Origin of the sequence: Sporosarcina sp. P13 (assembly GCF_002743055.1) — a bacterium.
Classification (GTDB): Bacteria; Bacillota; Bacilli; order Bacillales_A; family Planococcaceae; genus Sporosarcina.
Genome location: NZ_PDYM01000048.1, coordinates 1 through 22,055, shown reverse-complemented (window position 1 = coordinate 22,055; position 22,055 = coordinate 1). Strand labels below are relative to the sequence as shown.

General features: G+C 36.5%; 16 protein-coding genes. 14 read left to right on the top strand and 2 right to left on the bottom strand.

Translation table 11 applies throughout. The annotated features are described in order from the left end of the window. Positions 1-317 precede the first annotated feature (317 nt). Positions 318-779, bottom strand: coding sequence for a reverse transcriptase-like protein (locus CSV79_RS15295; protein WP_099689915.1), 462 nt, complete (start codon positions 777-779; stop codon positions 318-320). Positions 780-793: 14 nt separating this feature from the next. Continuing rightward, positions 794-2,929 (bottom strand): type IA DNA topoisomerase, encoded by a 2,136-nt coding sequence (locus CSV79_RS15290; protein ID WP_099689914.1) that lies wholly within the window; start codon positions 2,927-2,929, stop codon positions 794-796. Positions 2,930-4,322: 1,393 nt separating this feature from the next. On the opposite strand from CSV79_RS15290, the gene CSV79_RS15285 reads away from it, so the two are divergent. The 14 genes from CSV79_RS15285 (at position 4,323) to CSV79_RS16910 (ending at position 21,935) form a co-directional block, all read left to right on the top strand. Then, a complete protein-coding gene (locus tag CSV79_RS15285) occupies positions 4,323-4,844 on the top strand; it encodes a TRAP transporter small permease (protein ID WP_099689913.1) in 522 nt (173 codons plus the stop codon). Further along, positions 4,841-6,142: a TRAP transporter large permease gene (locus CSV79_RS15280; RefSeq protein WP_099689912.1), complete on the top strand. Its 1,302-nt coding sequence runs from the start codon at positions 4,841-4,843 to the stop codon at positions 6,140-6,142. Before CSV79_RS15285 ends, CSV79_RS15280 begins: the two co-directional genes overlap by 4 nt. A gap of 29 nt (positions 6,143-6,171) precedes the next feature. Continuing rightward, positions 6,172-7,260, top strand: a complete 1,089-nt coding sequence (locus CSV79_RS15275) for a TRAP transporter substrate-binding protein (protein WP_158232564.1) — start codon at positions 6,172-6,174, stop codon at positions 7,258-7,260. A gap of 121 nt (positions 7,261-7,381) precedes the next feature. Further along, positions 7,382-8,947: a class I adenylate-forming enzyme family protein gene (locus CSV79_RS15270; RefSeq protein WP_099689910.1), complete on the top strand. Its 1,566-nt coding sequence runs from the start codon at positions 7,382-7,384 to the stop codon at positions 8,945-8,947. A 351-nt stretch (positions 8,948-9,298) separates the two neighbouring features. Continuing rightward, complete coding sequence (locus tag CSV79_RS15265) at positions 9,299-10,477, top strand: acyl-CoA dehydrogenase family protein (RefSeq protein WP_099689909.1); 1,179 nt, start codon at positions 9,299-9,301, stop codon at positions 10,475-10,477. Positions 10,478-10,722: 245 nt separating this feature from the next. After that, positions 10,723-11,904, top strand: a complete 1,182-nt coding sequence (locus CSV79_RS15260; protein ID WP_099689908.1) for an acyl-CoA dehydrogenase family protein — start codon at positions 10,723-10,725, stop codon at positions 11,902-11,904. Between the two features lie 73 nt (positions 11,905-11,977). After that, a complete protein-coding gene (locus CSV79_RS16915; RefSeq protein ID WP_158232563.1) occupies positions 11,978-12,154 on the top strand; it encodes a hypothetical protein in 177 nt (58 codons plus the stop codon). A gap of 1,583 nt (positions 12,155-13,737) precedes the next feature. Continuing rightward, the gene (locus CSV79_RS15255; protein ID WP_158232562.1) at positions 13,738-14,193 is read left to right on the top strand and encodes a tripartite tricarboxylate transporter TctB family protein; all 456 of its coding nucleotides are present in this window, start codon (positions 13,738-13,740) and stop codon (positions 14,191-14,193) included. A 12-nt stretch (positions 14,194-14,205) separates the two neighbouring features. Beyond that, entirely contained in the window at positions 14,206-15,708 is a 1,503-nt protein-coding gene (locus CSV79_RS15250; protein ID WP_099689906.1) for a tripartite tricarboxylate transporter permease, read from the top strand. A gap of 62 nt (positions 15,709-15,770) precedes the next feature. Beyond that, positions 15,771-16,766, top strand: coding sequence for a Bug family tripartite tricarboxylate transporter substrate binding protein (locus tag CSV79_RS15245; protein ID WP_099689905.1), 996 nt, complete (start codon positions 15,771-15,773; stop codon positions 16,764-16,766). 428 nt (positions 16,767-17,194) lie between these two features. Beyond that, positions 17,195-18,829, top strand: a complete 1,635-nt coding sequence (groL, locus tag CSV79_RS15240) for a chaperonin GroEL (protein WP_099689904.1) — start codon at positions 17,195-17,197, stop codon at positions 18,827-18,829. A 255-nt stretch (positions 18,830-19,084) separates the two neighbouring features. Further along, the gene (locus CSV79_RS15235; RefSeq protein ID WP_099689903.1) at positions 19,085-20,578 is read left to right on the top strand and encodes a carotenoid oxygenase family protein; all 1,494 of its coding nucleotides are present in this window, start codon (positions 19,085-19,087) and stop codon (positions 20,576-20,578) included. A 92-nt stretch (positions 20,579-20,670) separates the two neighbouring features. Beyond that, a complete protein-coding gene (locus CSV79_RS15230; RefSeq protein WP_158232561.1) occupies positions 20,671-21,375 on the top strand; it encodes an alpha/beta fold hydrolase in 705 nt (234 codons plus the stop codon). Between the two features lie 407 nt (positions 21,376-21,782). Next, positions 21,783-21,935: a hypothetical protein gene (locus tag CSV79_RS16910; RefSeq protein WP_158232560.1), complete on the top strand. Its 153-nt coding sequence runs from the start codon at positions 21,783-21,785 to the stop codon at positions 21,933-21,935. Positions 21,936-22,055 lie beyond the last annotated feature (120 nt).

Genomic DNA, 22,055 nt, shown 5'->3' with positions numbered 1-22,055 from the left:
ATCTTCCTCGCTCTCCTCTGGCTACTATTTTAGTTTACAGGAGAGTGGTTTTTTTGAGTAAAAATCATCAAACTTATTTGTTGAAAACTCTTTAATCTAGTTTAACGTTTACAATAGGATCCAAGGTGAATAGCAATATGTCTCAGGTCTAATATCTTTTCAATCTGTACACTAGTATATTCACCATTATTCGTAATACAACTTTCCAATCAATTGGTTCTATAATATTGCAATTTGGGTGAATAATACGATTCTAAGCAACTAATGTCAGGTTGGTTAGAGCCGTATCTGCGTTTTACAATGCTAAACACCGCTGCTCATCTTTCAATAGTCGCTATGATATCAACACCAGCCATTGCCTGTGTAGGAAGCCTACCCGCTTCGCCATTCACTTTTCTGGAGTTCAGTTCATACTGTGGTTTGAGTCCAAGTGCATCCATTCTTGCTTCAATCTTATTAGCCCAGCTGTATAAATCTTTTTCAATGGCTGGTCGCTCTTCATTTAAATGATTTATAACGGCTAGCGAATCCCCAAGAATAGGAACAGGTAAGCGGTGAACACCAAGATTCTCTAACTCCCGCAAACAAAGATGAAGTGCGTCATATTCCGCTTCGTTAGCCGATATCAACCCATGGACAGATGCATTTTTGCGTAGTCTATACGACTTTCTACTTTGATCGTAATAGATAACACAACCAGGGCCTGCCGTCTTTTGTTCCCAGTAGAATCCGCCATCAAAATAGACGGTGATGTTATTCGAAGTTATCTTGACGTGCAATGATCCTTTTTATCTCAAATAAACACTAATTCCAATTTACCTTCTTTAAATTCCAATGCTGCGTCAAACTTTTTACCATCTGCAGAAGTGAATCCTTTGATAGTATTTGTTTTTCCTTTGGTACAGAGTAGTTTCACTTGTGCTTGTGTCAGTTCTTTTTTTAGGAATAGCCCCGGGAATGTTTGCTTGCAGCCGTTTTTGTAGTTGCTACAGCCGTAGAAGTTTTTGTGCGCGATGATGTTTCCAGTTTTGCATCTCGGGCAAGGAGCAACTTCTGTTCGTGTATAGGAACTTCTACGGGAAGATTGTGAAGGTGGTAGTACGATATCGATTTTCTGCTGTTGAAGTTGTACCGGTACATCTTCAAGCAGTTTATTGATAAATTTGGATACGCTCCCTAAAAAGTGTTGCCCCGTTCCTTCACCATTGCCTATTTTCTTCAAATAGGTTTCCCATTTAGCTGTCATGGATGGGCTTGCAAGTAGGCTACCTTCGATTGCTTGGCAAAGCACACGCCCTTTATCGGTAATGGAAACAATGTTTTTTGTTACGGAAATATAACCGTGTTTTTTAATCGTTTCTATGATCCCACTTCGCGTTGCTTCTGTTCCAAGACCTTCGATTTCCTTCAGAATATCCGTTTCACTTTGATCTTCTACGAGCTTTCCACACGTTTTCATCATCGCAATTAACTGACCTTCTGTGTAAGGTTTTGGTGGTTGCGTAGCACCTTCTTTAATTGCAATTTCACTTTGGACAGTTTCTTCGCGTTCAAGTGGTGGCAGGGAAGGTTCTTCTGTAGCGTTCTTCTTGGGTGCAGAGAAAAGTTCCTTCCATCCTTTATCGCGCTCCGTTTTCCCTGTTGTAAAGAACGGAAGTCCATTAACGTCTGTTGTTACTTTTGTTTCAGTATATAAATAGTCACGGTGAAACATCGCGAGTGCTGTGCGCACGACTTCTTCATATAAATTCCTTTCGAGGGGTGCTAATTTCGCAATAGCTGCTGCTGTCGGAGTTTTTTTTGTTGGGATGATCGCATAGTGTTCTTGTACCTTCGAACTGTCAACATAGCGCTTCTTCGGAGTGCGAGAAGCGACTTCAAACGGTAGGTTGATTAGCTTTTGATAGTCCTCGATGTTGGCAACTAAGTAGTTAAACTCGCTTGATGTAATATGTCGCGTGTCTGTCCGTGGGTAGGATACGAGTTTCTTCTCATAAAGCGTCTGCATCGTTTTTAGAACTGTGGCGGGACTCGCTTTCCAACGTCTGTTTGCGGTTGCTTGTAATGTTGAAAGAGAATGCAACTGAGGTGGTGGCGTCCGCTTATCGGTATGAGTTAGCACCGTGATTGTGCCTGGTGTTCGCTTCGTGATGTTACGACTATTCAATGCTTCTGCAATTAATTCACGTTTTGGTTCTTTGAGTTTTGCTTTACCTTTATACATTCCATTTGCTGCAGTGAAAATAGCTTCTGCTTCAAAAAATGGTTCGGAAACAAACGTCTCAATTTCGCGTTGCCGTTGATAAATCAAATAAACCGTTGGTGATTGCACGCGTCCAATCGGGAAGACTTCGTCAATTCCTTTTGCTTTCAACAGAAGGGTATATAGCCGCGAACCGTTCATTCCAACCAGCCAATCACTAATTTGACGGGATTTCGCTTCCTCGTACATGAGTAAATCCTTTTCGTTGTCACGAAGATTGGAAAAGCCTTTCCGGATTTCATCTACTTCAAGGGAATTAATCCAAAGGCGTTTAATCGTTTTATTTTTCGCACCTGTTTGGTTATATATACTATAGAAGATATTCGATCCTTCGCGGTCAATATCGCAGCCATTAATGACAATATTTGCTTCCTTAATCAGCTTTTTTACAATTGCAAACTGCTTGCTTTTTCCTTTGGCGACACGAAACTCGTAGCGGTCTGGCAGAATGGGTAAACTAGCAAGTGCCCACTTTGTCCACTTAGGATCATATGCTTTTGGTTCTTTTAATTCTACGAGATGACCGATTCCCCATGTAATATACGCACCGTGCGGAAAAATATCGGTAGGTGAAATCTCCAAATAGCCCTCGTGGCGGCGCACAGAAAAGGCGTCCGCATACGCTTTCGCTTGACTTGGTTTTTCAGCTAGAATCACTGGTTTCATGGGGCACCTCTTTCGTTAGTTGTCCTATAATGATAGCTTATTTGGTTGAGGGGGGCTAGTGTTACTGATGAGGAAAAATAAAATGAAATCCATACCGTAAAGTTTTTTATAATATGGTGCTAGGGTTGTCTCATTTGTTGCAACGTTGGGGAGCTTGAACTTCAGCCAGATTAAAGGGTTTATACAAATTGGTTTAGGTTTATTGCGATACTATTTTAGCGTTAGCAGTATTTATGGATATTGTTTGCTGTAAACTTTTATAAAATCAAAGAAACCAATTGAGTAAATAAACTGTATTAGTGAAGCCAAAGAAGCCACTGTAGTTATTCCTTTGGCTTCTTTGCGTTGGAAAAGATTTTTTGGAGAAAGAAAATTGCACCCGTAACTTTTTATCCAAAAGCTTTTACGGAATTACTTGTTTATGCAACCAATGTTAGATTAATCTCTTGTTGATCCACCAAAAAGTATAAATTTGGAGTTGTAGTATTACATAACATCCTAGACACTTAAATTCTTTATTTACAGTAGAGACATTATTTTGCTAGTGAAATATATATGTGCGATTAAAGTGTCATTTGAAGTCTATTTTTAAAGGATTTAATCTAAAAACCTGTATATTTAGAATATTCTTGACAGTGTATATTTTCATATGTAAGATAAATCGAAAGGAATTTAAAAATGAAAGGAGTTTAAAAGAGAGTGTAATTCTATCAGAGCAATAAAGATTACCAAACTATGTTGCGGTATAAGAAACCGTAAAGTTACCAGAAATTAAAAATGTCTGAGGTTACTATTGGTAAATTAAAAAGAGAGTTGGAAATGGCTATGGTAGCTTGTCAAGTAATAGCTTGAGATAATCCATTATTATTATTGAAGTAGTGTGCGAATAATAACGTTCAAACATCTGTTAATGAGATTGGAAGTATTGGCATCGTTTTAAATAATGTTGTATCCGTATGCTTTTCTATATGAGATACGGTTATCAGTATGCAGTCAATCGGAAATTTTAGGGTTGTGTAAATTGAAGGGTTTAAACACCTCTTTATATAATGTAACTGCTTACGAACAATATCAATTTTCTTAGAATGGACGTATTTGAATAATTTCAACTGGGGTTAAATCTGAAGAAGAAAGAGTTTAGACGTTGAGAAAGTATCAATAAACAGCTATTACGGACAATAATAATGCTGAAACTTTATACTAGTCGTGGTGTAGTATCCAGTATTATATAGGTCTTGTATTAGTAAAAGGATGCGTGATGGGGATGTTTCTAGTATGGCGACAGCATTGTAACATTTGTGTTGTATAAACGTATTTGGAGAAGTGAATTCGTTCAACTTGTTACAATTAAAAAGAATGGCCAACCAAAAAAGGAAAGTTGGTGTTCATAAATATGAACGTTTTGTTTAAGAGTATTAGATCAATTACCAACCTAACCAAATGGCTTGCCTTGGTGACAATGAGTTTTATGGCACTTTTCATTACATTTACAGTAACGAGTCGTGCTTTTGGTGCCCCAATATTGGGTGACGTGGAGCTAGTACAAACCTTAATGGTTGTTTTAATTATGTTTGGACTAGCATATTCTCAATCGCAAGACGCACATATTTCTATTGGACTTATAGTTGATCGGTTTTCAGTACGAGTTCAGTTAGTATTCGATGTCTTTGGATATCTATTAACATGTATTATATGCCTAATTATTAGTGGGGTTTTTATAGGCGTAGCTGTAGGAGAACTAAGGGGTTTTATTATTACTACAGATTTATTGTCCATTCCACTATTCCCATTTAAGTTTATTATAGCAATCGGTTTTTTTTTATGGGGAATGGAAGCACTTTTAAGAGTTATCCTATCCCTTATAAATTTAAAAAAGACAGGAGCTGTGCAGCTTAAGGAGGGGAGTGAGGAGTGAGTATAGAACTAATTGGTTTGTTAGGGATAGTAGTTATGTTCTTATTGATGTTTTTAAGGGTACCTATAGCTATTTCAATGGCTGTCCCTGCGTTTATCGGAATCCTTTATTTGAAAGATTGGAAGGTTTTATCGACTGTAATTGAAACAATTGTTTGGAATCACAGTTTTAGTTATATGTTAACTACGATTCCGATGTTTGTATTAATGGGAGAGTTCCTGTTTGTATCCGGTATTAGTGGTGAATTGTTTTTAGCTTTTAAAAAATGGTTTGGTAGGCTAAGAGGCGGATTGGCAATGGGGACGGTAGGTGCTTCAGCGATTTTTGCTGCCGCATCAGGTTCTAGTATAGCCACAACTGGAACAATGGGTGTTATAGCCTCAAAAGAAATGGTGAATTCAGGTTATAACAAGTCTCTTGCGGGGGGATCAATTATTGCGGGTGGAAGTTTAGGTATTTTGATTCCACCAAGTACAATGTTTATTATCTACGGCATGATGTCGGAACAATCGATTGGAAAACTATTAATTGCAGGCATTGTGCCTGGTATTCTTCTAACTATCCTATATATGCTAACCGTTTATATAACAGTTTTGATAAGACCTGGTCTCGCCCCAAAAGGATCAGCCAGTAGCTGGGGTGAACGATTTAGTTCTTTACGCCACGTCATTTGGGTTTTAATTTTATTTGTACTAGTAATTGGTGGTATGTATATAGGTTTATTTGGTCCAACTGAAGCAGCTGGTATAGGTGCATTTGGTGCATTTCTAATAGTAGTTCTAAGACGAAAACTGAGTTGGTCAAGTTTTATTGAGTCAATGTCAAGAACATTGCGGACAACAGGTTTTTTGTTTGCAATCATGCTATCAGCGTTTTTATTAAACTACTTTTTGGCAATTACAAGACTTCCACTGGCTCTTGCTGATTTCTTAACAGGAACAGCTTTATCTGCAGGGGCAATTTTTATTCTCATTATTATATTGTACATTGTTTTGGGTTCGGTAATGGATACGATGGCGATGATCGTTGTTACCATTCCAATTATATTGCCAATTATTCAAGCTTTAGGATTTGATTTGATTTGGTTTGGAGTAATTATTGTAGTAGTAGTTGAGATGGGGTTAATGACGCCGCCTGTAGGAATGAGTTGTTTTGTTCTAAATGGTGTTTCACCAGAATTAGAGCTAAGTGATATTTTCAAAGGGGCCCTCCTATTTTTAATTCCAATTTTTGTGCTCATTACATTGCTATATTTCTTCCCTGAAATCGCACTGTATTTACCTGATAAGATGTGGTGACGAATATGATAAAAAAGGAGAATACACAAATGAAAAGTATTATGAGAACGAGGTTACTAGGTAGTTTAATTGTTTTGACTATATTACTACTTTCGGGATGCAGTAGTAATGCAAATGGAGAATTAAATGATGAAACAAACGAAAAAACAAATGAAGTGTTTGAACTTAATGTAAACAACTATACCCCGTCAACCCATTTCTTTGCCACTGAGATATTTGAACCTTGGAAGGAATCGGTTGAAGAGAAAACTGACGGTAGGGTAAAAGTAAATGTATACCACGGCGGAACATTGGGTGACTCCAAATCTGTTTTGCAAGATGTTAAAGGTGGAGTATATGAAGTAGCTACTATGTTAGTACCATATTTTTATGATACTGAAATGTTTCCTTTTACAATAGGCAATCTTCCGTTTGCATTTCCTGATTCAAAAAGTGCAACAACTGTATTAGGTAAGTATGCTGACATGTATGGAGATGAAGCATTTAAAGATATCGTTTATATGGGTATGGCTGCAACTGACGCATATGAGATGTTTTCAGTGAAACCTATTAAAGGAATGGAAGATTTTAAGGGGAAGAAAGTTCGGATCCCAAGTAAAGGTGAAGCAAGTATGATTAAGGCTTGGGGTGGTGTGCCCGTCTCTATGCCAACAGAAGAGATATATGAATCATTGCAGAAAGGGGTAATTGATGCGGCTATTTACACAACAAGTGGCTCTATAAGTTACAAGCTTTTTGAAGTTGCACCCAATTTGACAAAAATGGGTGTGACAACAACCCCACTGATTGCAATTATGAATAAAGGCTTTTACGAAAAACTTCCGGAGGATATAAAACAAATTTTTGATGATGAACTTAGTCCTCAATTAGCTAATCTAGTCACTGAAAGCTATACCTCATTATTAGATTCTTCATATAAAAAGTATGAAGAAGAAGTTCAGGGGAAAGGCGAGATAATAACACTTACCGCTGATGAAACGAACAAGTTGCGGGCTGCTGCTAAGTCGCGTTGGGATGAATGGACTGAGGAAGCAACAAAAAAAGGATATCCTGCTGAAGAAATGATGGAAGACTTTAAGCAATTAAGAAAAGATGAAGGATTAGATTCACCTTTTTGACCTATGCCTTTTATGTTTTGATTTTTTGGTATGTGCCAATATAAAACTTCAATTACTGAAATTAAACAAGGTGTTTTAATATGCAGGCGTAGTTACTAATTTATGAAGGGGAGAAAATAGAATGTCCACATCTTCATTATTACTATCGCAACAACTTTTAATCGGTGAATTGCTTAAACAAGCTTCACATAAAACGCCCAATAAAGAATCATTTGTTTATGAAGAAGAGAGATTGACATATAAACAAATGGATGACAGAGCAACGCATTTGGCAGGATGGCTTCAGTCCAAGGGGATTAAAAAGAACGACAAGGTCGGTTTTATATTGAAAAATGGACTACCGTTTGTTGAGGTCTTCTTTGGCGTGTCCATGTCAGGTGGGGTAGGTGTACCAATTAATTTTCGCCTAGCTGCAAATGAACTAGAATATATTATTAACAATTCAGATTCCAAGATTCTAATTATTGACAATGAATTTGCAGAAGTCATAAATTCAATTCGTAATAAAATACCCAAAGTGGAAGCGATAATTATTGTAAATAATAGTAGTGCAATAGATAACTGTATTACCTATAGTTCGATTTTTGGGGAAGCGTCTATTTATACGCCGTGTGAAGATTTAACTGACAATGATCCTGGAATGATTGTATACACATCCGGGACAACAGGGAAACCAAAGGGTGCGGTTTTGACGCATAAAAATCTTTGTATTAATCGACTCCTAGTAATTTGGGAGACAAAAACACCTTTATATGCAAAACAATTGATTATTCCACCATTATTTCATGTTGCGGCAATGGCTGGACTAATTAAAAATTGTCTAATTAACGGTACAGCAGTTATTCAACGAAATTTTGATCCCGAAGATACTCTACTAACAATTGAGAAGGAGAAAATTAATTCATTAATGCTGGTTCCTGCAATGTGGAACTCTATTCTTCAAGTCTCAAATTTAGAAAGATATGACTTATCCTCTGTAATTGAATGTTCATCAGGTGGTGCAGTATGTCCACTAGAGTTGAAAAAGAAAATTATGTCGACATTTAAGAATGCCTCTTATAATGAATCTTTGGGTCAAACGGAAATGAGCCCCGCCGCGACTAGCTTAAATAACCTTGATGTTATTAGAAAAACAAAATCAGTTGGTAAACCTATTTTAGGCGTTGAAGCAAGGATAGTTGATGAAAATATGAATGATGTCCCTGTCGGTGAAGTAGGTGAGATTGTATATCGCGGCCCTTCAGTGATGAAAGAGTATTACAATAACCCTGAAGGAACGAAAGAAGCTTTTAAAGGTGGTTGGTTCCACAGCGGAGATATTGTAAGAGCTGATGAAGAAGGTTTTATCTATATTGTTGATCGGAAAAAGGACATGCTCATTAGTGGCGGTGAAAATATTTACCCCATCGAAATTGAAGAAGTTCTTCATGCACATCCAAGTATTTTAGAGTGTGCAATTGTAGGTGTGCCGGATATAAATTGGGGTGAAAGTGTTAAAGCTTTCATTGTACTAAGGCATGGAAAAGAACTTAGCGCCGAAGAAGTGATTGAATATTGTACAGAACATCTAGCTTCTTATAAAAAACCGAAATTCGTAGAGTTTGTTGATCAATTGCCGAGAAACGCTAGCGGGAAAATTATGAAACAAGTATTACGAGAGTGTCTTATGAAAACTACTAAAAGTTAAATAAAAAACAAGACATCATAAAATTTTAAAATCTTTATATAACTAAATTGCTGAAAGGATATTATCCGCAGTAGTTGTAGCCGATAAATTGTTAGAAAATCCAAGATTGACAATGGAGCTAACGAAAAAACTTACAAATAGCAGTGTGTTGTCGGAGATTAAGTACACATTTGCACTCGAAGAATTTGCACAGGGTATGTATTTTGAATCTGAAGATTTTAAAGAAGGATTTTTAGAATATCTATAACACTCTGGTCTTGTTGCGCAAGAGTAAACGTGAATAAAGTGGAAAGAAGCAGTGCTCTAAGTTTTAACTATGCAATAAAACCAACTTTACCGGGAGATGACAAAATGAAGGTAGCTGACGTTCTAGAGTGTGGAAAAGCCAATCGTTCTTTTTTTACTGATGAACATGAGATGTTCAGAGAAACATTACAGAAATACCTTGAAAGGGAAGCAGTTCCAAATTACGATCAATGGGAAAAAGATCGTCTAGTCCCCCGAACATTTTGGGAGGGTCTTGGGAGGAATGGATTTATTTGCCCTGAGGTCGGTGAAGAATATGGTGGATTGGGACTAGATTTCGGATTCTCTAATATATTGGGAGAAGAATTATCAAGAGTAGGTGCTGGAATCCTTGGGATAGCAACGCATAGTAATATCATTGTCCCTTATATTGATTCTTTCGGAACTGAAGAGCAAAAGCGAAAGTACTTGCCGAAATTTGTTACAGGGGAAAGCATTTCGGCAATTGCGATGACCGAGCCAGGCGCGGGTTCAGACTTAGCTAATATTAAGACAAATGCAGTAAGAGATGGTGATCATTATGTATTGAATGGTGAAAAAACATTCATTACTAATGGTATTCATGCAGATGTGGTCATAGTAGCTTGCAAAACAGATACGAAGATTAAACCTGGTCATAAGGGAGTAAGCTTACTAATTGTTGAAAGAGGTATGCTTGGATTTTCACGCGGTAAAAAGTTGGATAAAGTCGGAATGCATAGTCAAGATACTTCAGAACTGATTTTTGAAGATGTACGCGTACCAGTTGAAAACCTGCTTGGCGAAGAAGGAAAAGGCTTTACGTACTTGATGCAAAAATTACAGCAAGAAAGACTAGTATCTGCAAATAATGTATTAGTTGCAGCTGAGGATATGCTTAGTTTAACTGTAAACTATGTCAAGGAACGGGAAGCCTTTGGGAAGCCACTGAGCAAGCTCCAGAATACACAATTTAAAATTGCTGAGATTGCAACTGTGATACAGATTGGCAGAACGTTTATGGATGATTTAATTGTTAAGCACATTAATAAGGAAGACGTCGTGACAGAAGTATCTATGGCGAAGTGGTGGATTACGGATGCGGCAAAACGAATCTCGGGTGAATGTATGCAACTTCATGGCGGATATGGCTATATGGAGGAGTATAAGATAGCAAGACGCTATCGTGATATTGCACCCTCAACCATTTACGCAGGAAGCAATGAAATTATGAAAGTTATTATCGCAAAGCAGTTAGGGTTGTAAAATTTTACGAAGTGACAACGCTTACAGAAAAATTGAGAAACAAAATAGAAAATGCAAGGTTTTTATATGAATAATTTAATAGGTAAAGAAGCTACCGTAACTATAAGTGAAAGAAGTATGAGAACTTAAAATGGAGTTGCTTCTGTTGATGGCGGTAAGTGGCTAATAATGAACAGTATAAACTTTGATTAAAGAATCAACAATACGTAATTAATAAAACACTAAAAACTAGGAGTGGAAGAATATTGAACTTTGAATTTTCTGAGGATACTAAGTTAATAGTAAAAAATGTTCGTGATTTTGTTTACAACGAGGTGGATCCACTAGCGAATGAAATTGAGAAGACGGATCAAATTCCGCAATCCCTTGTGGATAAGAGTAAGGAAATGGGGCTGTTTGGCTTAAGCATACCTGAAGAATATGGCGGTCTTGGTCTAGATACAGTGAGCAAATTTGCGATTCTTGAAGAGGTTGGAAAAACATCAAATGCATATACAACCCTTATTGGCGGTCATAACGGTATAGGAACTGTAGGCATTGTTGAAATGGGAAACCAAGAGCAAAAGAGGAGGTACCTACCTAAACTGGCTACAGGTGAACATATTGGGGTCTTTGCATTAACTGAGCCAAGTGCAGGCTCAGATGCAGCTAACATTAAAACAACTGCAGTTCGCCTAGGGGATAAATATATACTGAATGGTTCAAAACATTATATTACGAATGCAACAATTGGCGATGTATTTACAGTTATGGCTGTTACTGATCCAAGTAAAGGTACTAAGGGAATTACATCATTCATATTGGAAAGAAATACTCCAGGTTTCACTGTTGGAAAAAAAGAAGCGAAAATGGGATTGCATGGCGCTCAGTCGGTGGAACTATTTTTTGAAAACTGTGAAATACCAATTGAAAATGTGTTAGGTGAACCTGGAGAAGGATTTGTAAACGCATTAAAAATTTTAGCTAATGGTAGAGCAGGACTTGCAGCGCGTAACTTGGGCTCATGTGTTAAGTTGCTTGAACTTTCGTTAGACTTTGCCATGGAACGAAAACAATTCGGCAAGCCTATTTTTGAACAACAAATCATTCAACATTACTTGGCGGAAATGGATTTAGAAATTGAAACCCTTCGGAGCTTGACCTATCGAGTGGCTTGGATGGTTGATCAAGGAATGAATGTTGTTCGTGAAGCTTCTATGGCTAAACTTTACGGTTCTGAAGCGTACTGTCGGATAGCTGATAAAGCTGTACAAATACATGGAGGACTTGGTTATATGCAAGACTATCCAATCGAGCGTTACTACCGTGATGCAAGAATCACAAGAATTTACGAGGGTACTTCTGAGATACAAAAAAATATTATCTCCAATCAATTACGTAAAAAATATAATTTAAACAAAGAGAATGGAGCAGCGTTAATCTTTTAGGAATTTTAATAACTTATGTTTATTTCATACCATTTCCCGGTATTTCTACCGTATATATCGACCACTGGCGGAAATGGATTTTGATCAAAGCGTGATGAAATCATTTGCCGTAGCAACTAGAACTGTTGGTTTAGTTGCTCATATGGTTGAAGAAATTGAAATGTATGGAAAAGAAAGTATTGGTCAGAAGTTAATTGATTATTTCGCGGGAAATACCAAATACACTGCAGGGATAGCAATCAAAAGTTGATGGCTATTGGTAAGGACCTTTCATTCTTAAAAAAATCGATTTCATATTGGATTATGGGATAGGTATAAGAAGTAAACAAAGTTAGCAGAAAAGAACTACTAACTTAGTTTGTGAACTATAACCCTACATTTCGGACAGTTTAATAGGAGACCCGCTGCATAGAACTAATATAGCAATTTGAGACAACTATAAAACACCTTTATTAGGCTGCATTGACACCATATCTTTTTGGGGGTCAGGTAGCCTGATTTTTCTATGTTCATTCTGTTATAAGTACTTTTTTACAAGCGTACCACTTCAAAGGTGTTTTATATTGACTGAAAAATTTAGGCTAGCTCAGATAATGCAATGCAGCTTAGAGCCTCCTAGTTCAAATAAGCAAGCCTAAAAGAAAGAGTGAATAGCTATGAGTATGCGGGGGAGAACATGAAAGGTATACTATATAGAAGCTATTGACGCAGTAACCTATGATTTTATCGTAGGAAATAAAAGTATTTGAGCCCTAAAAGATACGGATATTTTTCGAGGAAACTGGGAAGGTGAGGTCGGGAAGAGATTGGCCAAACCAATAGAGTATATGAATACTTACCAAATATTTAAAAAGGCCGAGTAGAACTAATTTTTTTGATACCGTAGATGCAAGTAATTAATTATTCAAAGGAACTTTTAAAGGTAAGGAATAGTTAATTACTGCATTACTATTGAATGAAAATAATTAAGAGTAATGATGATTTAAAGTTATAGTTCATTAGAAGTTGGAATTAATTCAAAATTCTGGTACCTTTGAAATAAGTATAATTTGGCTACTAAAATATGTTTCTGGAATTTTGTAATGAAGAAAACTGATAACATTTTAATTAAATCGAGTTTTATACTATAATATTTCTGTTACTATTTAGACAAATATGTGAATAATAAACGACCCCTCTGCTAGTTACATCTTTTTGTTAATCCACATTCTCCATGACAATGTTATCCCATCCCTTTATATGAATCACTCAATTAGTTCTATATCAATACCTAAAGGTTTCCGGCTGTGTCAAAATGTGCATTATAATTTTGAAGACAAAAAATTTATTGTATTTTCTTTTATTCCCAAGAACGTATTTAAGTTGATCGTAATTGATAGAGGAAAAGAGTTAACTAATTAGAAGTTATTATGTAACCTAAGTGGTATAGCTGTTTATTATCAGATTCTAGATCTTCCTATAAATGCACTTTAAATGAAAACTCTGGTGGTTAAATGCGGAGGAACAGGTTGCTAAAGGAAATGAGTTTCAATTAAGCTTGCATACCTTTTTTGCAAATGAAAATACTAAAAAGTCGAGTAATAATATTAAAATTAAAAGGGTACAGGCACCCAAAGTCTCAGAGATATGATATAAAAATTCACATTATATTTAGAATAATTCACACTGCTTTCATCTGAAGTTTCTTGAGTCGACTGTAAAGAATTTGTAGCCGGGAAGTGAATTATTATTTGATAGTTTTAAAAAAAATAAAAGATTGACACTGAGGAAGTCGTCAGTTACAATTTTCGTATTAGTAAGTCAATTCCGCAAACGAAAAATGAGGTGAGTATATTGAATTCAAAAGTATTGTCATTAGTTTTATTATTAGGGACAGGTTTGGTAGGTGTCATATATTATCTTTCAACAAACAGTTTGAAGAGTTTGACAAGTGCGAGTCCTGGCGAGATGGGTGCAGGTTACTTTCCAAGATTGTTAGCAGTAATTCTTATTGCCTTAACTATCTTAAGTATAATTCAAACACTCTTAGAAAAAGAAAGTGAAAAAATAGACTTAGGAAATTGGAAGATGGTCGTAGCCACAATAATTCTTACTCCTATATATATCTTTTTATGGGTATACGTCGGTTATTTCTATATTTTAACTTTCATATTTTTATTTGGTCTGATTTATCTTTATCAAGAAGATAGAAAGTCAAAAAAAATGTTGATTATTAACGTTATTACTACTTCTTCTGTTCTTGTCGCAATTTATGTATTTTTCGGTGTGCTTTTAGAAATCACTTTTTAAGGGGGGGATATTTTGAGTTTTTTAGACTTTGACTTCACAACATTGTTTACGCTTTCAAACCTAATGGCAATCTTTTTAGGAACTATCGTAGGATTAATAATTGGTGCATTACCTGGATTAGGTGCAACAATGGCAGTAATATTTTTACTACCATTTACTTATACAATGGATCCAGTAGCTGCTGTCTTGTTATTGTTGGCGGCTTTCCAGGCAGCGGAATATGGTGGGTCTATATCTGCAATTACTTTGGGAATACCGGGAACTCCTGCTGCAGTAGCTACTGCACAAGATGGCATACCTTTAGCTAGAAATGAATCTCCAGGTAAAGCTTTAGGAATCTCGCTAAATGCGAGTGTAATTGGAGGGGTTGTAGGAGCGCTGTGTTTAATTTTTCTTACAGAACCTTTTGCAAACTTTGCACTTAGACTATCAGATCCAGAGTTTTTCTTGTTAGGTGTGATGGGGTTAATTGCGGTAGCGTCAATCAGTACTAAAGGTGAAATGACTAAAAGTTTAATTTCTGTTGTTCTCGGATTAATGGTAGGTACGATTGGTATGGATATGTTTACTGGTCAACCTCGTTTTATTATGGGCCAACTGGAGTTAATGGAAGGTCTGGGAATTGTAGCGCTGCTAGTCGGGATATTTGCGATTCCAGAAATTTTAAGAGTAGTAAAGGATGATTTACACACTCAATTCGCATCCCAAGCGAGTAATCTTTCTACAAAGTTAACAGGAAAAGATATGAAGAGGATTGCTAAGCCGAGTGGGGTAGGTTCAATTATCGGTACGATTTCAGGTTTGTTGCCGGGATTAGGAACTGTAGCGGCTGCATGGTTCTCATATATTGCTGCGAAAAAAATATCCAAAAGTCCTGAGACATTTGGAAAAGGAAATCCAGAAGGCATTGCTGCACCAGAATCAGCAAACAACGCGTCGGTTGGTGGGGCGCTTATACCTCTATTTGCTTTAGGAATTCCAGGTTCAGTAGGAATTGCAGTAGTTATGAGTGCATTTATCGTCCATGGCATCCAGCCTGGACCACGAATCTTTACAAAAGATCCTACATTAACATATGGCATACTATATGGTTTCTTACTAACTACGGTTGCACTATACATAGTTGGAAGACTTCTAACACCATTATTTGCCAGGATTTTAGTAGTGCCTAACTCTTTTCTTATGCCGATTGTCTATGTTGTTGCTATAGTTGGAGGATTTTCAGCAACTAGTAGATATTTTGATATATGGCTATCACTTATTCTAGGGCTCATTTCACTTCTATTCGTTCTTTCTCGCTTTTCAATTGCTGCTTTTGTTATGGCATTTGTATTGAGTCCAGTCATTGAAGTGGGTTTAAGAAGATCATTATTAATTTCTGGAGGAAGCTACTCTATTTTCCTTACAAGACCATTTTCATTAGTATTTTTAATTATCATTATTCTTATGCTAATGACACCAGTGTTTCGAAAAATGGGTGAGCGACGAAAGAGAAATAAATTAGAGAATAATTAAAGGTAAGATCAAAAAATTACTTTGATTCAGAAAGTATTATAAATAATAAGGGGGAGACAATAATGAAAAAGATTACAGGAGTACTAATGTTAGCAATACTAGTATTAATAATTAGTGCATGCTCAGGTAAAACTGGGGACAATTCAAAAGATACAGGATCGGGAGAGGCAGATTTTCCTGAAAAGCCAATAACAGTGCTAGTTCCTTATGCGCCAGGTTCGTTTCCTGATAACAGTGCCCGTTTACTAACACAACTAGCTGAAAAGAATCTACCGAACAATCAGTCGTTTAAGATTGAAAATGTTGAAGGTGGAGGCGGAATTATCGCGATGACTCAATTAATGAATGCTAAGCCAGACGGTTATACGATAGCTTATGGCTCGGTATCTCATGTTAGTGTATTACCACATATGGGTGACGCAACTTTTACCCATGATAGTTTTCAACCGATTATGAAAGATTTTGCACCAATCCCTTTACTTATGGTACGTACGGATGCACCATATAACAATTTCGATGAATGGAAAGAATATGTAGAAGCTAATCCAGGTAAATTCTCATATGCAACAACTGGTCCAGGAAGTATTTCCAATTTAAACATGGTTGCTGTTGCAAAAGAACTTAATCTTGACTTGAAAAATATCTCGTATGAAGGTGGTTCACAAGGAATTACGGCTTTATTAGGTAAAAATATCGATGGTGCTGTTGTAATGCCAAGTGATGCACTAGAACATATTGAAGCTGGAACATTAAAACCTATATTTGAATTTGGTCAGGAAACAGAATATGAAGACGCGAAATCACTTGGAGATTTAAGTCTTCCTGATGGTGTTCAAGCGTTCAGTATGTTATTTGCACCTAAAGGAATTCCAGAAGCTGAACTAGAAGTTTTACACGATGCTTTTAAGAAAGCACACGAAAGTGAAGAATACAAAAAGTACACTGAAAGTATAAACGCAAAACAGTTTTACTTAAACCCTGAAGATGCGCAAAAGAATGCTACTGAAACACATGATTTAGTAGGTGGCCTTTTAAAGGATCTCGGGCTCATAGACTAAACAGATTAAATAATAATAATTAATATTCAAGTAGGTATTGGAAGAATTATATTCTTACCGATATCTACTTGATTTTATATGTCAGCAAAAATTGCACAACGAACAGGTGCTAAGTCTGTAGGAATCGAAGAGAAAATTTGTGTGTTGCTCCTAAGGAAAGGTTATGCACAATATGTGACACTTTGTTTGATTGGAAAGATGTACAAAAAGTACGTCTATATATGGAGGGAAGTAGAAAAGTAGTATTGAAAAGTACCGGTTAATAATCTATAAAATTACCTCGATCTTATTTAAAGATATAATTTAAATGAGTTGGTTATTATTAAAAACTTAATATTTGGCTCACTTTCACTTGTGAATTACATGGATACTCACGTTTAAATGAGTAGGATATTTTTATCATTAATAAAATAGGGAGGAATTTGATTATGGCAAAATATATGAAATTCAATGAAGATGCACGAAGTTTAATGCTACAAGGCGTCGAAAAGGCAGCTAATGTAGTAAAAGTAACGCTTGGTCCCAAAGGTAGAAATGTCGTTCTTCAACAAGAAGAAGGTCCGCCTTTAATTGTAAATGATGGAGCATCGATTGCTAAGGAGCTCAAGTTTGAAAATCCTTTTGAAGATATAGGCGCGCAGTTACTTATCCAAGTAGCGTCAAAGACGAATATGGTTGCGGGTGATGGGACAACGACGGCAACTGTATTGGCCGAAGCGATGATTACAGAAGGATTGAAAAATGTTACTGCAGGAGCAAACCCCGTATATATTCGTAAAGGAATTGAAAAAGCCTTAACAGCTGCAACTGCAGAGTTACAAAGTCTATCTAAAGAAGTCGTAGGTAAAGCATCAATAGCACAGATTGCCACTGTATCCTCTGGCGACAGTAAAATTGGCGATATTATTGCCGAGGCGATGGAGTATGTAGGAAAAGACGGAGTTATTACACTCGAAAACTCACGCGGATTTGCTACTAAGCTAAAATTGACCGAAGGAACACAGTTAAATTCAGGTTATAGCTCTACGCGCATGGTAACTGATGAAAGGAAAATGGAAGCAGTTTTAAAAAATCCATATATCCTAATTACTGACTACAGTATTGACAAGATTCAAGATGTGATATCAGTGATTGAATATACTATAGAAAAAAATAGGCCACTCTTAATTATTGCAGGACATATTTCAGATGAAGCTATTGGAAGTATTATTTTTAATAGGATCAAAGGTAACTTCGACGTTACAACAATTAAAGCGCCAGGCTTTGGTCAGAGGCAAAAGGCTATGTTGGAGGATTTAGCCATCTTAACTGGTGGTCTAGTCATTACTAAAGATTTAGGGCTAGATTTAAAGTCAATGACTATGGAAAGTCTCGGAAATGCAGAGAAAGTCGTAGTTTCGAAAGACAATACAATAATTATTGGTAGTGGTGGTAAACGAACTGACATTGAAGCGCATGTGAATACTATCCAAGAACTGCATAATAATTCATCTATGAACCCTGAAGATCAAAAATACTTAAGAGAGCGGTTAAGTAAATTAGCTAACGGTATAGCAACTATTCAAGTTGGAGCTTATACAGATGCGGCAATACAGGATCAAATGCTTCGTATTAGAGACGCACTAAGTTCTACACATGCTGCTGTCGAAGAAGGGATTATACCAGGTGGAGGGGTTGCATATTTACATGTTTATAAAAAGTTAATTAAACTCTTAGACACAACAGATGGTGATGAGTATGTCGGAATGAAGCTATTTTTACGTGCGCTCGAAGAACCAGTCCGCCAAATTGCTTTAAATGCAGGTTATCAAAATGCATCAGTAATTGTCGAACGTTTGAAAACAGAAACTGATGGGGTTGGATTTGATGCACTAAGTGGCGAGTGGGTAGATATGTGGAAACAAGGAATCATTGACCCTACTAAGGTAGCACGTACTGCACTTCAAAATGCTGCATCTGTTGCGGCTATGTTTATTACAACCGAAGCTAGTGTTGTTATTAGACCGGGTGATGAAGATATGTATTCTGATGATATGAGTGATATGGTTCATCATCATCATTAAAACTAGTATGATCACTAATTTTAATGATCTATAAGGTGGCTATATTATAAATAAAGTATACGAGCCAGAGAAAAATTTAGAATAACTAAGTCTGACTATTTAGGTTATTTGGATTGACTAAATAATAGAATTGCCTTACAATAAAAGTAACGTAAAAGAAAATCATTTCCGTATGCGAAGTGGCTTTGAAAGCGTAAACAAGTTTGGAATAGGCCGTTTACTGCAAATAGTTTAACTATAGAAAGGAAGAGCATAATGATTAAAGTTGAGAACGAAGTTAAATTAACAATTGCGGAGGATGAAACAAATCCATTTTTACTGGATCATTTTGAATCCGTTGGTAAAGAGTACACAGCAACAACTGAAAGTTTAGAAGTTATCGGAGAGATTCCGAAAGACTTAAATGGGATTTACGTTCGTAATGGACATAACCAAGTCCATGCGCCGATGGGTGTATATCATCCATTTGATGGTGATGGTATGCTTCACGCGGTTCATTTTGAAGACGGCAAAGCTACTTATCGTAACCGCTTCGTTCGTACTACTGGATTTTTGGCAGAGGAAGCTGCAGGGAAGTCACTCTGGTCCGGAATTTTAGAACCCCATTTAACTACACGTCAAGGTTGGGGAAGTATGGGGACAATGAAAGACAACGCTGGTACAGATGTTATTGCGCATGGCGGTAAATTATTGGCATCGATGTCACAGTGTAGTGAAATAAACCGTATGGATCCAGTTACGCTTGAGATGCTTGAGCCGGATTCATGGAACACTACTCTTGCACCGCAAGGTATTTGTTCACACTTTAAAGTAGATAACGATACTGGAGAATTAATGTTCTTTAACTTCAGCGAAACATACCCATATATGAATTATGGTGTTGTAGGTCCTGATAACGAATTGAAACATTATGTTCCAATTGATCTACCAGGTGTACGTTGGCCTCATGATCTTGGGGTCACGAAAAACTATTCGATCCTACACGATTTACCATTTATTTTTGACCCTGAGTTATTAGAAAAAGGACAACGTAAAGTAACATTTTTTGATGACATACCTGCTAGATTTGGTATCATCCCTCGTCACGGAACGAATGAAGATGTTAAATGGTTTGAAGCAAAATCTTGTTTCATTTTACATTTATCAAACTGTTATGAAGACGGGGATAACGTTGTAATGGAAGGTTGCGTAACATTTAACCCAGGAAAACCTGAAGTAGGAAAACAAGCTGGTAATGCAACTGATAAAATTAAGCAAGCAATGAATAAGACAGCAACGCAATACAGAATGTATCGTTGGACATTTAACATGAAGACAGGTCAAACGCAAGAAGAGTTCCTAGATGATGCGGCAACAGAATTCCCAGTTGTAAGTAATGACTATGTAGGTAAAAAATATCGTTACAGTTATAACTCAACACTGAACTCAGATATAGATAAACCTTGGTACCTAACGGGGCTTATAAAATATGATTTACAAGAGGGTACAAGCCAAAAGTATGATTATGGTGAAGGGCGTTTAGGAAGTGAACCACATATCGCAAGACGTACAAATGCAGTAGCAGAAGATGATGGCTACTTAATCACACTGGTAACAGATCTGAATGAAAATCGCTCTGAGTGTCTAATTCTTGATGCGAGTGATTTCTCAAAAGGGCCAGTAGCAAGAATTATGTTACCACACAGAATTCCAACTGGTGCACACGGAGCTTGGGTAGAAGAGGCGCGGATTAAAGGGGAATTAGTTTAATAAAACACATCATCCCTCACTTTTTTAAAAGTGGGGGTTGAATATAAATGAGCATCGTATTATTTGTTTTTAATAGAAAAGGGGTAAAATATATGTCTAAATACGCGGAAAACCTAGTTTTAATACCTGGTTTAAATAATACAAAACAAACATGGGATGGTGTAGTGGAGGCGCTACCAAAATCAATTAATACTTTTCCGGTGGATGTTCCTGCAATCGCTAACATTGATGAAATAGCCAAAGAGTTATTGAAAGATTTACCGGAAAAATTCCACTTAGTTGGTCACTCATTTGGTGGTTTTGTTGCATTAGCCATTCTTGCTAACGCTCCAGAAAGAGTATCTGCGCTCTCATTAGCAGGTACAAATGCAGAAGCAGATAGTGAGGCTGGAAAAGAGTTTCGTGAAAAAGCGATAGCAAGAGTAGAAGCTGGTGAATATGAAGAAATGGTGAATGCTGCAGCTCATCGTACATTCCACCCAGATAATCTGGATAATCCCAAGCTACAAGAAATTCGCGAACAAATGCTAAAAGATTACGGTCCAGAACGCTATATTGCACATGCAAAAGCGACAATGGATCGACCAGACCGAAATTCTTTATTAGCTGATACAGATATCCCTTATTTATTCATAGCAAGTCCAGAAGATGTAGTTGTTCCATTAGAAAGCACAAAAGCAATGTTGAAATTTGCTCCTAATGCTGAATTTAAAACAATTGAAAAAACAGGTCACTTAGCACCGCTTGAACAACCTGAAGCACTTGCAGAGCTCCTGTTACCTTGGTTAGAGAAATAAACAGTTCATTTCCTCATAATTAATATAAAATTATGAGGAAGTATTTTTTAGAAATTTAAAGTTGTCTGTAAACCTAAATATATTTGAATGGGGAAGGAAGTTCACTTCTTTCTTGGTTTAGCACTTGCTCAAATTGAGAGTGAAATTGTACTTGCATCATTATAAGATAATACTAGGAAACTAGAGTCGTGGTAAAGGGAAATAAATTTGAGCGATCTTTTGAGTAACGTACCACAAATTTAGTCTGGTAAAGAATACAACCTACCTTAATTATTATAGAGAGTAATGCTAACTCGAATTCTGTAATTAAGGAGCTTAATATGATTTTTGAAATTGAACTAAATTTAAGTTTCAAAGTACATCGAAATTAAAGCTTTTTCTTACCAAAATATAAAGGTGGTTTATTGATGAAAAGATTTTTATATTTCATTCTAGTAGTATTAATAGGGGTTTTTATAACAGCTTGTGCTAACGAAAGTGATAATTCCAAAGAAGAGAGTAAAGCTTCAAGTGACTCAATAGAAACAACAAAGTTTCCTGAAAAAGTGGAGCTAGTATAGATGTATGGACACAAGTTAGTTAAGTCTCTATCCTATAAATAGAGAGGTTGTGTCCGGAATGAAACAAAAACGTTATAACCAGGAATTTAAACAAACAATTGTCGAACTTTACAGATCTGG

Coding starts and splice junctions, on each gene's coding strand:
- groL (WP_099689904.1), top strand. CDS start 17,195: ATGGCAAAATATATGAAATTCAATGAAGATGCACGAAGTTTAATGCTA.
- CSV79_RS15235 (WP_099689903.1), top strand. CDS start 19,085: ATGATTAAAGTTGAGAACGAAGTTAAATTAACAATTGCGGAGGATGAA.
- CSV79_RS16910 (WP_158232560.1), top strand. CDS start 21,783: ATGAAAAGATTTTTATATTTCATTCTAGTAGTATTAATAGGGGTTTTT.
- CSV79_RS15275 (WP_158232564.1), top strand. CDS start 6,172: ATGAAAAGTATTATGAGAACGAGGTTACTAGGTAGTTTAATTGTTTTG.
- CSV79_RS15270 (WP_099689910.1), top strand. CDS start 7,382: ATGTCCACATCTTCATTATTACTATCGCAACAACTTTTAATCGGTGAA.
- CSV79_RS15245 (WP_099689905.1), top strand. CDS start 15,771: ATGAAAAAGATTACAGGAGTACTAATGTTAGCAATACTAGTATTAATA.
- CSV79_RS15265 (WP_099689909.1), top strand. CDS start 9,299: ATGAAGGTAGCTGACGTTCTAGAGTGTGGAAAAGCCAATCGTTCTTTT.
- CSV79_RS16915 (WP_158232563.1), top strand. CDS start 11,978: ATGGATTTTGATCAAAGCGTGATGAAATCATTTGCCGTAGCAACTAGA.
- CSV79_RS15230 (WP_158232561.1), top strand. CDS start 20,671: ATGTCTAAATACGCGGAAAACCTAGTTTTAATACCTGGTTTAAATAAT.
- CSV79_RS15290 (WP_099689914.1), bottom strand. CDS start 2,929: ATGAAACCAGTGATTCTAGCTGAAAAACCAAGTCAAGCGAAAGCGTAT.
- CSV79_RS15285 (WP_099689913.1), top strand. CDS start 4,323: ATGAACGTTTTGTTTAAGAGTATTAGATCAATTACCAACCTAACCAAA.